At 66.0% G+C, this 11902-nt stretch carries 10 protein-coding genes, 1 tRNA gene and 1 riboswitch; of the genes, 6 read left to right on the top strand and 5 right to left on the bottom strand.

Annotated elements, in window-relative coordinates; all coding sequences use genetic code 11:
- Positions 1–204: a sulfur carrier protein ThiS gene (gene thiS / locus ACWEOO_RS06900; RefSeq protein WP_363708056.1), complete on the bottom strand. Its 204-nt coding sequence runs from the start codon at positions 202–204 to the stop codon at positions 1–3.
- A riboswitch (TPP riboswitch) is annotated at positions 195–306 on the bottom strand. It overlaps the preceding gene by 10 nt.
- Before the next feature lie 15 nt (positions 307–321).
- On the bottom strand, positions 322–1266 hold the full coding sequence (locus tag ACWEOO_RS06895) for a DUF5937 family protein (protein WP_452142183.1): 945 nt from the start codon (positions 1264–1266) through the stop codon (positions 322–324).
- A 72-nt stretch (positions 1267–1338) separates the two neighbouring features.
- On the opposite strand from ACWEOO_RS06895, the gene ACWEOO_RS06890 reads away from it, so the two are divergent.
- The gene (locus tag ACWEOO_RS06890) at positions 1339–1758 is read left to right on the top strand and encodes a pyridoxamine 5'-phosphate oxidase family protein (RefSeq protein ID WP_452142182.1); all 420 of its coding nucleotides are present in this window, start codon (positions 1339–1341) and stop codon (positions 1756–1758) included.
- A gap of 31 nt (positions 1759–1789) precedes the next feature.
- Positions 1790–2284, top strand: a complete 495-nt coding sequence (locus ACWEOO_RS06885; protein WP_452142181.1) for a YceI family protein — start codon at positions 1790–1792, stop codon at positions 2282–2284.
- 4 nt (positions 2285–2288) lie between these two features.
- On the opposite strand, the gene ACWEOO_RS06880 is transcribed toward ACWEOO_RS06885, so the two are convergent.
- Positions 2289–2720 (bottom strand): G5 domain-containing protein, encoded by a 432-nt coding sequence (locus ACWEOO_RS06880; protein WP_452142180.1) that lies wholly within the window; start codon positions 2718–2720, stop codon positions 2289–2291.
- Between the two features lie 311 nt (positions 2721–3031).
- Here ACWEOO_RS06880 and ACWEOO_RS06875 point away from each other — a divergent pair.
- The 3 genes from ACWEOO_RS06875 (at position 3032) to ACWEOO_RS06865 (ending at position 6211) form a co-directional block, all read left to right on the top strand.
- Positions 3032–3107, top strand: a tRNA-Lys gene (locus tag ACWEOO_RS06875).
- A gap of 243 nt (positions 3108–3350) precedes the next feature.
- A complete protein-coding gene (locus ACWEOO_RS06870) occupies positions 3351–4919 on the top strand; it encodes a helix-turn-helix domain-containing protein (RefSeq protein WP_452142179.1) in 1569 nt (522 codons plus the stop codon).
- A gap of 203 nt (positions 4920–5122) precedes the next feature.
- Positions 5123–6211, top strand: coding sequence for a pentapeptide repeat-containing protein (locus ACWEOO_RS06865; protein ID WP_452142178.1), 1089 nt, complete (start codon positions 5123–5125; stop codon positions 6209–6211).
- Positions 6212–6262: 51 nt separating this feature from the next.
- Here ACWEOO_RS06865 and ACWEOO_RS06860 read toward each other — a convergent pair whose 3' ends face one another.
- Together ACWEOO_RS06860 and mobF are read right to left on the bottom strand one after the other, a co-directional pair.
- Positions 6263–6601 carry a DUF3024 domain-containing protein gene (locus tag ACWEOO_RS06860; protein ID WP_452142177.1) on the bottom strand — a complete coding sequence of 113 codons (339 nt, stop codon included), beginning with the start codon at positions 6599–6601 and terminating at the stop codon, positions 6263–6265.
- 182 nt (positions 6602–6783) lie between these two features.
- The gene (mobF, locus tag ACWEOO_RS06855) at positions 6784–10611 is read right to left on the bottom strand and encodes a MobF family relaxase (protein WP_452142176.1); all 3828 of its coding nucleotides are present in this window, start codon (positions 10609–10611) and stop codon (positions 6784–6786) included.
- A 243-nt stretch (positions 10612–10854) separates the two neighbouring features.
- Here mobF and ACWEOO_RS06850 point away from each other — a divergent pair, with 243 nt between their 5' ends.
- Positions 10855–11631 carry an NAD-dependent epimerase/dehydratase family protein gene (locus tag ACWEOO_RS06850; protein WP_452142175.1) on the top strand — a complete coding sequence of 259 codons (777 nt, stop codon included), beginning with the start codon at positions 10855–10857 and terminating at the stop codon, positions 11629–11631.
- Positions 11632–11902: the final 271 nt, after the last annotated feature.

The raw sequence follows: 11902 nt of genomic DNA, 5'->3' as shown, positions 1-11902 counted from the left end.
TCAGCCTCCCTGCGTCGCGCTGACGATCTCGACCCGGTCGCCGGGTTCGAGCGTGGTCAGGGCCCACTCGGCCTTGGTCAGCACGTTCTGGTTCACCGCGACCGCGATCCCCGTCGTGCGATCGGAGTACTCCGCGATCAACTCGGCGACAGACCGGCCGGCCGGCCCGTCGACCGCCGTACCGTTCACCCAGACCGATTCCACAGCTTCCTCCCTACGCCGGAATTACCCGATTCAGGTTCAGCGGTCGGTGACAGCCCAGTCACCCTCTCAGCCCACTCCCTGCGAGCTCCCGCGGACGGTTCGACTATAGCTGACGGGTCAGTCGACGGTGGCGCCGGTGAGCAGGGCGGCGAGCTCGGTCGGCCGGTACAGAACCTGTTTGCCGGTGCGTTCCGGCTCGACGAGACCGGTTCGGCGAAGGAGCTGGAGATGCTGGCTCACGGCGGACGGCGTCACCTTCAGCTCGCCGGCCAGGTCGGTCGTCGTCCGGGGATGGGTGAGGAGCTCGAGGATGTGAGCCCTCGGCGTACCGATCAACTGGGCGAGATCGTGCCGCGATGGCGGTTCGACGACGGACCACAGATTTGCCTGACCGCGTGGCGGGTAGCCGAGCAGCGGTTCGGCGCCGGGATCGAACGGGATGACCGCGTGCGGGCCGAACAGCGTTGGCTGCAGTACGAGCCCGCGGCCGGCGATGTCTTCTGTACGGCTCTGCTCGGCGACACGGTCCACCTTCAGCAGCCCGTCGGCGTACGTGATGGCCGGGCCCAGTCCGTTGAGCATCGCGCCGGTGCCTTGCTGCGTGAGGACGTGGCCGCGGTAGCTGATGTCGGCGGACAGGAGCGTGCGCATACGGCTCCAGTACGGCGCCATGACGGCGTCCCAGTACTGCCGTAGCGCCTCGACGACCTTGTCGATCGTGCATTCCGCGGGCAGCTCGCCGTTCACCGCGATCATCTGCCGCTCGAAGGTCGCCTGGTCGACGGCGGCGATCAGGTTCAGCTCGTCGTCAAGTTGCGTGAGCGGCGAGGACGGGCGCGGCGTCAAGAAGTCCGGGCTGCCCATGGTGTCGTTGACGAGCCATCGCAGTACGTCCCAGTCGAGCCCCGCGACGTACGGCTGCACCGCCCGGACCCACGCCAGCTGCAGCGGGAAGCGGCCAGGGTCCCGGAGGGCGCGCAGCGACAGCACCGTCTCCGCGACCGGCGACACCGCGAACCGGACGTCCGCCAGGTCCTGCGACGTCAGCTGATAGGTGAGCACCCCGATCCCTTCGTCGATGTAGGCAGATCCTAAATCGACAGGCTGTCGGTGGTGCCTGGGATGGTCGGAGGTATGGGATTTCGCATCATGCACACCGAGGAGATGGCCGAGTTCCTGGCGCAGCCGCTGGTGGCCGTGCTGGCGATCGACGACCCCGGCTGGTCGCCGCATGTGACACCGGTCTGGTTCAGATACCTGCCTGACTCCGGCCGGTTCCAGGTGATGACTCCGACCAAGTCGAAGAAGACCAGACTGCACCGCACCGGCACGGGCGCGCTGTCGCTCTCGATCCAGACGGTCGAGGGCGCGACCGCGAAGTACGTGAACATGCAGGGTGTGGCGCGCTTCCTTCCACTCGACGCCGACCTGTTGAACGCGACAGTGGAGAAGTACCTGCCGGAGGAGGCGCGCGCGGCGTACGTTGCCGATCCGCCCGAGGACGCGATGTTCGACATCACCCCGCGGCGCATCACCACGGGCGTCATCGGCTGACAGTCCACCGTGCTGTCTCGTCGTACCGGGTATGACTGACTATGTGCTCGACGCGGACCGGACCCGGATCGGCTTCGTGGCCGCGCATCGCGTGGGCGGAAAGGTGCACGGCCGCTTCGCGACGTTCGAGGGCGCCGTGAAGGTGGAGGCGGCAGACCCGTCCGCGTCGTCCGGGTGGCTGACCGTCCAGATGGCGAGCGTCGACACCGGCAACCGCCGTCGCGACGACCAGTTGCGCCAGGACTTCTTCGGCGCGCCGACGTACCCCGCGATGACGTTCGTCGCCACCGCCATCACGCCGAGCGCGCCGGGTCGCTTCGAGGTCACCGGCGACCTGACGATCCGCGGGACCACGTCGCCGCTCACCGTGCCACTCGAGGTGACCGACAGCGGCGACGAGCTCCGCTTCACGGCGTCCCGCACCATCAACCGGCACACCTGGAACGCCAACTGGAACTCGTTTACGACGGCCCTGATCCGCCCCGACGTCGTACTGGACCTCGACGTCACCGCGCGCCGCGCCTGACGGGCTACTCGCAGGCGATCCCGTCGTGGTCGGCATCGAGACGATAGATGTCGGACCCGACGACCTCGACCGGGCCGGCGACATACTCCGGCCCGTTGCCGGTACCGCCCGAACAATCCACGTCGCTGGCGATCGGGACACAGCCGCTGTAGTTCGGGTCGCACTCGCCGGCCTGTTGGGACTCCACCTTCGTCCCCACAGCCGTCACCTGCGACCGCGGCTCCTTCGCCACCTCCTGCCGCACCAACGTCTTTGCCGTCTGCACGCCGTTCACATACGTCACCCGATAGACCAGCCGGCGCGTCCCGTTCACCCCCGCCGTACGAACCGCCGTCTCCCCCTTCGCCAACGACCCGTCCGTCACCGTCTTCTTCTTGAACGGAATCACCCGCAACTCCACGACTTCCTTGCTCGTGACCACCGGCCGAGCCGTCACCGTCAACGTGGGCTTTGAGCCCGTCGTGTACGTCGGCAACGTGGGCAGAGGCGAAGTCGCACGCATCGGCGACGCACTGCCCTGCAGAACCCGCACCGGCTCACCACCCGCCTCTGCCCCACACCCACCAACAACCAGCACAAGGACAACCGCCCCCAACACAGCACGCACAGCGTTCCCCCAACCCACCGTCGGTTCCCCCCCCGCGGCGAATTCCGATCTATACCACCGTGCCTGACGCCCCCACAACCCCCCACCCCCACCAAGCATTCCCCCACCAAACCTGACACACTGTTCCCCACACCACCTGAGGGCCTCTAGCTCAACTGGCAGAGCAGCGGACTTTTAATCCGCGGGTTGTGGGTTCGAGTCCCACGGGGCCTACCAGTTTCTGCAGGTCAGGCGCATGTCGGCGCCTCGGCCGTGAAAGTTGTGTCTGCGCAAACTCTGCCAATACTCAGAGTGGCCGATGCATGCCCGCCTGAGAGGGGTCGGCGGCTCACGCGCGGCCAGCTGGCTGCGCGTTGCTGAGCGACGTATCGCATCCTGTCGCACTGATCTCGTTTCGCCCGATCTCCGGCTCGCCCAGCCGTTGAGCTGCCACGTGCAGTTGGACTGTGGAGGGCTGAGATGAGCAGACCGCACCTTCCGATCGGAACGTGGGGCAACGTCCGATCCCGTGCAGAGAGGAAGGACGCCGAGGGCAAGGTGGTCTCCTGGCGCGCGTCCGCGTACTTCCGTGACCACGACGGGCGTACCCGTGAGGTCACCGCGTCCGCCAAGACCAAGGGCGCAGCCGAGCACCGCCTATTAACGAAGCTGCGAGACCGGGCAAAGGTCTCGCAGTACGGCGAGCTGAGCCCGACCGACAAGATCAACGACCTCATCGACCTCTGGATCGAGAAGTTGGAGGAACGCATCGAAGACGGCCGGCGATCACCGACGACGCTGACGACGTACCGCACAGCCATCAAGAACTACGTGCGTCCTGCCCTCGGTGAACTCCTGATCGGTGAGGCAACCACGCCCCGCATCGACAGAGTGATCGGAACCATCAAGCGCAACGCCGGCCGCCCCACCGCGAAGACCTGCCGCGCGGTCATCTCCGGGATGATGCAACTCGCCGTCCGGTACGGCGCCCTGACTGTCAACCCGGTTCGCGAGGTCGAAGCAGTCGAGGCCCGCCCAAAAGACCCGCCCCGAGCGCTGACCACCGAAGAGATCGCCCTCCTGCGCCAACAGCTGACCACCGATGAAGCCGCCCGGCACGCCGACCTGCCGGACCTCGTCGTCTTCATGCTCGGAACAGGAGTCCGAATCGGCGAGTCTCTCGCGGTTCTGTGGTCGCAGGTCGACCTGGAAGCCGGCGCGGTGCAAATCACTCACACCGTTGTTCGCGTCCCAGGCCAAGGCCTGATCCGCAAGGCCCCGAAGTCCAGGGCAGGCGTACGTGCTCTACCCCTGCCCGACGGGGCCGTCACCATGCTCCGCCGCCGCCACGCAGCCGGCGTGAGCCTCGACGAACCCATCTTCGCCGACTCCCTCGGAGGCTTCCGCGACCCGTCCAACGTCCGCCGAGCCCTCCGCCGTGCACTATCCCCCGTAGCCAGCACCGCCCGCCGCGACCTAGGCGAGACCCTCCGATCCGCCCGCCTCCAGGCTGGCCTGACCCGCAAACAGGTCGCCACGAAGCTCGGCTGGCCAAAGACCAGACTCGAGCTGATCGAGACCGGCCGCATCAAGCTCGACCGCGAACTCGTAGCCACCCTCCTCAAGACCTACCGCATCAACCTCGACAAATCACCCGCGCTCAGCGCCCAGGTAGACCAAGCATCCCAACCCTCACCCTCAGACGCCCTCACCTGGATCCGCTCCCACACCTTCCGCAAAACCACAGCCACCGCCCTAGACCGCCGAGGCCAATCCGCCCGCCAGATCGCCGACCACCTAGGCCAAGCCCAAGTCTCCATAACCCAAGACGTCTACATGGGCCGCCGAATCCACAACCCCTCCGCAGCAGAAGGCCCTAGACCAAGAGTTCGCCAACCTCGACCTCTGGTGAAAATCGCACCGCGTCGCCGGTGGAAGGTAGGGCCGATTACTGGAGACTCGCCTGTCACAGACCGACCGAATCTTCTGCCTTCTATGGGTAGCAGCCCGAGGTCGACAGGATCTCGAGCGCGATCCTGGAGACGCTAGACATGTCGACGACTTCTGACCGGAGGCTGGCACCCAAGCAGGCGGGTCACTCCGCCCGAGTACGGCTTAGTCGCGTGACCCGACTGATCCAAGCGCTCACTGCGCTGATCAAAGCCGTCTCTCCACTGGTCCACGACGTGCTTGACCTCATCCAGCGGTCGTACGAATAGTTGGTTCCGCTCGCGGCGGCGCTGCATGCGAAGATGCCGCTGACACCGACAGTTTGTCGAGGTTGCCGGAGACTCACCACCGGCAACCTGGTGGACTTGGTGTACGCCGCCGTACAGCGCGACGAGCTGCCCTCAGAATGGAATGCTTGGATCATGCCGACAGCCTCGCCGCCACCCGCCGATTCCTGGTTCGGAAGACTGCGCCGTCGTCCGCCCGTCAGTCGGCCGACCAGCGCTGAACTGGAGGCACTTCCGGCCAAGGAACGTCAGGAATTGTGGGATGCGCATCGGCAACGGCCCTTTCAAGTCGTCACTGGGTTGATTACGTCGTTCGCGGTGCTCCTAACTCTTGCCTTTACCGCCTCTGGCCTGATCTACACCGCAAGGGCCTTGAGATCGACCCAGGAAGGGCAGATCACAGACCGCTACACAAAGGCCGTCGAACAACTCGCGTCCTCCACAGTCGACGTGCGTCTCGGCGCGATCTACGCCCTGCAGCGCATTGCCGCAGATTCCCCGAGAGATCGCCTGACGATACGGAACGTCCTCGCCGCATTCGTCCGTCACCACGACTTCTGCGGATCGACCGCACCTGCCCCACAATGCGGCGCCTCGATGAGGGACCTCGTGAATGTTCGGCTGGCCAAGCGACTGCCCACAGATGTCGCAGCGGCGCTCGCCATTGCGGCGTCCCTCACTCAGGATGTTGTAGGTCCAGTGGACCTGTCGGAGGCCCTCTTTCCGCGCTTGAGTGCGTCGGCCGCAAATCTGAGTCGGGTGGACCTGAGCGCAGCAGACCTCACTTTCGCATGGTTGTTCGACGCCGATCTTTCCTACTCGAACCTGAGCCAGGCATGCCTGACCAACGCCGACCTCGGAGGCGCGGATCTGACCAAAGCGGATCTGAGGGGCGCCGATCTGGACGGCGTGGGACTCAAGGGTGCGAACCTGTCGGGTGCGGACCTTCGCGGTACAGATCTGAGCGAAGTCAGCGGTATGACGCCTGACGAGATCCGGAGGGTCGCGGTGACAGATGAACGCACCAACTTCGCGAAGTCAGATGACGGCCCCGTGTACTGCGGACCTGTCTCCTCTGCTGGCCTCGTTATTCACAAGAGGTAGATCGTCGCGCACCCCGAACTGCCCTATGCCGGCATGCCGACGCGTATGCAGTCAGCCCCAGAAGATGTTGGTGGGGTCGCGGTCGATCTCGGTCAGCAGGTCGTTGACGCTCTGAGACGGACCGACTTGGTCGTAGGTGTGGAAGCGTTGGTGCTGGTCGGCCCAGTACAACGTCCAGGACCTATCAGTGGCGTTGTAGTGCAGGCGAGCGATTGCGGAACTGGCCCAGTCTGGCCCGAGATCCTCGCGCCACGGCGGGCGCCGTTCAACGATCGTCAGGTGGCGCGGAGCGAGTTCGCACTCGACGCGCAGTTGGTCGCGAGCGTGCTCAGGAACCTTTGCGATGCACCATCGCTGCACGCGTGCAACATCCAGTTCGGGAAGAGCCATTCGGATCACCAGTCGTCGGGTGGCGGGAGCCGTGCTTGATCTGGTCAGCGGCTTGGCCGATCGGCGTGTGGAGCGCGGCAGGTTGGTCGACACTCTGCTGGAAGCATGCAGGTCGGCGACCGTCGTACCAAACCCTACCGGCCACGGCCGGTACGTCTGGCCGACCGCCTGATACGGCGCCGTCAGTCTGGGTCCGGCAGCGGGTCGGATTGCGTTGGCACCGCAGCGATGCCTGTGCTGTCGACCGATCGCTCGTCAGGCTTTGACGAGAAGCTGGTGAGCAACTTCGCGAGTCGGGAGTGCTGACGGTGTCGATCGTCAGCGCTGGCTGGTGGGGCGTCTCCGAGGATCGAGTGGACGTGGATCTGGTAGCGCTCCCTGTACGCGGCGATCTCGCGGGCGAGGTCGGCGAGTTCATGGGCCGGAGGCTCACCGGCTGCATGGCGCAACTCGCGGTACCAGGTGGGCGGATGGGCAAGTAGATCCTCGGCGAGCCAGTTGGCGCGTTCGATGATTTGGGATTCGAGTTCGCGGAGTGGAGCAACGAGTGTGGGGTCGCTGACGTGGGTGGCTGGGGTGATGAGGCCGAGGATCTGCGCGGGGTGGTGTCCGGTCTTGTGCAGTGATCGGGCGGTCAGGCGGTGGAGCCTGTGGTGGATGACGGCGGCGAGGTCGTTGGCGGTTGTGAGCGGTGATTGGTTGACGGCGCGGTGGAGTAGGTCGGTGGGGTTGAGGCCGGCGTTCTCGGCGCGGCGGAGTTCGGCGATGAGTGGGCCGTAGGCGGGGGAGGCTTGGAGTGCTGCTTGGTCGGCTGGGTCGAGGCCGGAGGTGGCGATGGCGGGTTGGTAGCGGTTCTTGGCGTCGAGTTGGCAGAGGTGTTCGTGGATGGGGACCAGTCGGTCGAGGCGGGTGGCGTTGTCGAGTTCTTCGCGCATGACTTCGTGGGCGGATTGTTCGGTGCCGAGCTTGTTGAGGACGGCTTCGAGGACGTCCTGCATGGTCTGCTCGGGTTGGGGCTCGTGGAGGTCGGGGCTTGTTTGGTGCGTGGCGACGTACGCCTGGTTGGTGTGGCGGCCGCGGGTCATGCCGACGTACATGAGGGCTCGGGTGAGCTGCGCTGTCACGAGTAGGTGGGCCGTGTCGACGGTGGCGCCTTGGGCTCGGTGGGCTGTGGTGGCGTAGGCGAGCTCGACGGATTCCTGTACGTAGGCGCTGGGCAGGGTGACGGTGTCGCCGGTTTGGTTTTGGACGGTGAGGGAGCCGTCGGGCCAGCGGTGGATGACAGTCCAGTGGTCGCCGTTCTTGACGAACTGGCGGCGGCCGTAGGGAAGGCGGCGGTTGTTGAGGCGGGTGACGATGTGGTCGCCGAGGCCGACGTGGTTGCCGTTGTGGAGTTCGATGCCGTCGGGTTCGACTTCGCCGGTGGTGATGCGGTCGAGGCGGGCGCGGGCGTTGAGCCGGGCGACGGTCGCGTTGTCCGCGGCGATCAGCAGGCTGGTTTTGCCGTGGTGGGTGTCGGTGAGCCAAGCCTTGTAGGCGGCATCTTCCATCGGCTCTGATGAGCCCGCGGTCAGCCGATGGTGGTCGTCGTAGGCATCGATGGCGGTGAGGTCTCTGCGGCGTAGGGCAAGGCTGGCGTCGCGTTCCCAGGGGTTGGTGAAGCGCCAGACGTCGGTGAGTTCGGCAGCCTCCGTGTCGCGCGCGATGAGCCGGAACGCGCCGCCGGTGTCGGCTGCGGAGAGCTGGGCGTCGTCGCCGACGAGGAGAAGTTTGGCGCCAGCGGCGTTGGCGGAGCGGGCGAGGGTGGCGAGTTCCATGGTGCCGGCCATGGAGGCTTCGTCGACGATGACGAGCTGGTTCTTGTGGAAGCTCCAGCGGTCCTGTTCGGCGCGGAGCGCGGCAAGCTGTGCAGCAAGCCGTTGCTGACGCCGTCGACGGTGCGACCGGTCGGCCAGGCGTACGGCGTACGACGTCTGCTGGATCTGCTCGCGGCGTTGTTCGGCGCCGAGGCCGGCGGATTCGTAGATCCATTTGGCGATGTTGTCGGTGGGGGTGCCGATGGCGTCGGACAGGATGGTTGAGGCGGCTGACGACGGCGCGAGGGCGATGATCGATCCGTCGCCGTACCTGGCTTCCCAGCTGGTGGTGAGGGCGGAGAGCAGGCTCGTTTTGCCGGTGCCGGCGGGTCCGACCAGGGCTTCGAGCTTCTGTCCGCTGGCGGCGATTCGGTGGAGCGCGGCGGCTTTGTCGGGGCTGACGCCGGCGGTGTGGATGGTGGCTGGGGCGATGGTGGGTCCGGTGGTGTCGCGGGCGAGGTCGAGCAGGACTGCTTCGGCGCCGAGGATGACGGGTGACGTGTAGATCTGGCCGTTGTGGATGGTGAACACGTCTTCGCCGCTGGCGCGGCTAACGGGGGTGGTGACCAGGTCGGGTGGGGTGAGGGTGATCGAGTGTTGTTCGGCGCGTTCGACGATCGCCTGCAGCGCGGCGAACCGGTCGTTGGTGGAAACGAAACGTAGGAGCCGGGTTTGGCGTGCGGCTTCGGCGAGGATGTTCCAGCGGGTCCAGGTCGCGCGTTTGGTTTGCAGTGTCAGGACGGTCGCGGCGCCGTACGCGTCGAGTGTTTCCGAGCTCAGGTCTGCGGCTGCGAGGGGACGCTCGCCGGCCGCGTTGAGGGATCGTTGGATGGCGGCGACGGTGCCGTGTCCGATGGCCTGGTCGGCGCGTTTTCGCCACTGCGCCATGAGCACGGCGAGGGGTTGGGCGTGGTGCTTGGAGGGGCGGTTCATGAGGGTTGCTTGCTGCCGTAAGGCGTACATTTCGCGGCGGTTGGGTGTCCGGATCTGGTCGTCGCGGTCGTCGAGAAGTGCGTCTACGTTGGCCTCGATCTGTGCGGTTCTGGCGGAGAACTCAGCGATCAGTTCGTCGGGAATCGCGTCGATTTCGAACGCCGGATTGCGCCGGGAACCGCGTTCGCGCAGCTCCCAATTCACCCCGAGACGGCGGGTGAGATGGTCGGCCAGGAGCACGTTGTGGATCTCCGACATTGCCACCGCGGCCCGGTACAGCACGCGCCCATCCAGGGTCCGCCAGGCGCCGTCCGGGCCCTGTACGCGGTTCGCGACCACCACGTGAGTGTGCAGTTGCGGGTCGCCGCTGCGACTGTCCCAATGATCGAACGCTGCCGCGATCATCCCGCGAGTATCCAGCTGCGCGATGCCGCCGTCGCCGCTCCTGGTGAAGGCGGCATGCTGCTCGATCAGCGACAACACGTCGGCGACAGCCGCGTGATGCGCGGCGACGATCTGCTCCTGCGTCCCCACATCGGCAGTCGCCCACAGCGCCGAAACTGACTTCACCGGCGAGAACGTGAGATCGAATCCAGCGACCGCCTGCCGCGACTTCTTCCGCATCTCTTCGCGGCGGATCTGCGCCACAGCGTGCTCACGTTCCGGGTCCGGCACGGCTGGGTCGAGTTCGCGGATCCGGTCCCGGATGCGCTCCTCCGGACTCCTGAAAACGCGGTACGGCTCGCCGAGATTCCGGCCGGTTAGCGGATCTTGCGCACGTCCGAACAGTGCAGCCATCTGCGCCTCGATCACCTCGCTCCCAGGCACCAACTCGCCGTCGCCGAGACCGCTAAGGCCGTGGCCCATCCACCGGCCGCGCGGGTATCCCGACGCGGTGTAGTACGCCGTCAACGGCGTCGCCATCCGCCGATCAACATCACCAGCCGCGACATGCCGAAGCAGATACAGATAACCTTCTCCGGCATTCATCCGGTGGATACTCAGCACAGTCGCCCGCCTGGAACTAGGCTGTTGCGTGGGTTCGTCAGATCGCTCATGCAAGCTCAACGGCTGAGCGCTCACAGGCTTGATCGTGACGGCTCTCGGAGGGTCGGGCCGAGCATGCAAGAGGTGTGCTCGGATCGAGGCTGTCGTTTCATGGCCAGCGACGCTCGTCGCCCACGGCAACGTTTGGCGCTTCGAGTCAGCGCCTTCACTCATTCCCTAAACATCTGACGAATCATCGCGGCTCGGAGAGGACGAGCGGCGATGGCCGCGGGGCTGGCGTCCTGGATGTCCTTGATTCCGTGCCTGACGGCGATGGTTGCTACGCGGGTCAGCATGTGTTGCTCGGTCAGTGTCGCCTCATTACGGCCAGCCGTATCTGGCATGGCGGATAACTTGATGGGGCGGTGCAACTTCGTGGCGCCAGCCCGGCACGCCGTCACGGGGCAGGATTGGCTCATGCGACTTCTTATCCTTGGTGGCAGTTGGTTCCTGGGGCGAACGCTGATCGTGGACGCCTTGGCTTGGGGATGGGAAGTCACGGCTTTCTCCCGTGGCAAGAATGGTCTGCCGCCGGCTGGCGCGACACACGTTCTCGGAGATCGTCGGAACGAAGCGGACCTCCAGCGCTTGGCCGAGTCTGGCCCGTGGGACGCGCTCATCGACACCAGTGCCTATGAACCCGTCGACGTCACTCGGGTGACGGCAGTGCTCGGACAGCACGTCGAGCAGTACGTGCTCATCTCGACCGTGAGTGCCTATCTCGATTGGCCGGCTGTTTCTGTCAGCGAGGATTCGGCGCTCTGGCCATCGTCGCCGACCTATACCGAAGATTCTCCCGAGCTGGCCGGTCTCACGATCGGCGGCCAGTACGGCACGCTGAAGGCGGGCTGCGAGGCAGCGGCGATGGAAGGGGGCATGCGCAGCTTGATTGTGCGGCCGGGAGTCATCCTGGGGCCGGGTGAGTACGTCGGCCGCGGACTCAAGTTGCTGGCACGAGCTTCGCGCGGTGGTCGGTGGCTGCTCCCTGCGCCTCCTGAGCAGCCCATTCAGCCAGTCGACGTACGCGACGTGTCAACGTTCCTCCTCGACTCGGTCGAGGCGAAGCAGGACGGTGTCTTCAACCTCGTCGCCCCGATCGGCCACTCGACGTACGGCTCCATGATCGACGTCTGCCTGGCACTGACCGGACACCGTGCTCATCCGGTTTGGGGTAGATCCCAGATGGCTGGATGAGCAGGCCGTCCGGCAGTGGACGGAGATCCCGCTATGGCGGGTGCCTCGAGGCACCTGGCAAGTGGACGGCCGACGCGCCGCCGAGGAGGGATTCGTCTGCAGACCACTCCGCGACACGCTGCACGACTTCAAGGAGGCGCTTGACCGCGACGGGCTCATCGACCATCCACGGCAAGGCCAGCTGGGGATGGGGCGCGAACGGGAGGCTGAACTCCTCGACGCCTGGGATGACGCCCAGTCGCCGAGCGCTCGGTAGCGCCAGCAGCGAGAC

This window comes from Kribbella sp. NPDC004138 (assembly GCF_053603655.1).
This window is presented reverse-complemented; position numbering and strand designations above follow the sequence as displayed.

Coding starts and splice junctions, on each gene's coding strand:
- ACWEOO_RS06870 (WP_452142179.1), top strand. CDS start 3,351: ATGAGCAGACCGCACCTTCCGATCGGAACGTGGGGCAACGTCCGATCC.
- ACWEOO_RS06865 (WP_452142178.1), top strand. CDS start 5,123: ATGCCGCTGACACCGACAGTTTGTCGAGGTTGCCGGAGACTCACCACC.
- ACWEOO_RS06850 (WP_452142175.1), top strand. CDS start 10,855: ATGCGACTTCTTATCCTTGGTGGCAGTTGGTTCCTGGGGCGAACGCTG.
- ACWEOO_RS06860 (WP_452142177.1), bottom strand. CDS start 6,601: ATGGCTCTTCCCGAACTGGATGTTGCACGCGTGCAGCGATGGTGCATC.
- ACWEOO_RS06890 (WP_452142182.1), top strand. CDS start 1,339: ATGGGATTTCGCATCATGCACACCGAGGAGATGGCCGAGTTCCTGGCG.
- ACWEOO_RS06885 (WP_452142181.1), top strand. CDS start 1,790: ATGACTGACTATGTGCTCGACGCGGACCGGACCCGGATCGGCTTCGTG.
- mobF (WP_452142176.1), bottom strand. CDS start 10,611: ATGAGTGAAGGCGCTGACTCGAAGCGCCAAACGTTGCCGTGGGCGACG.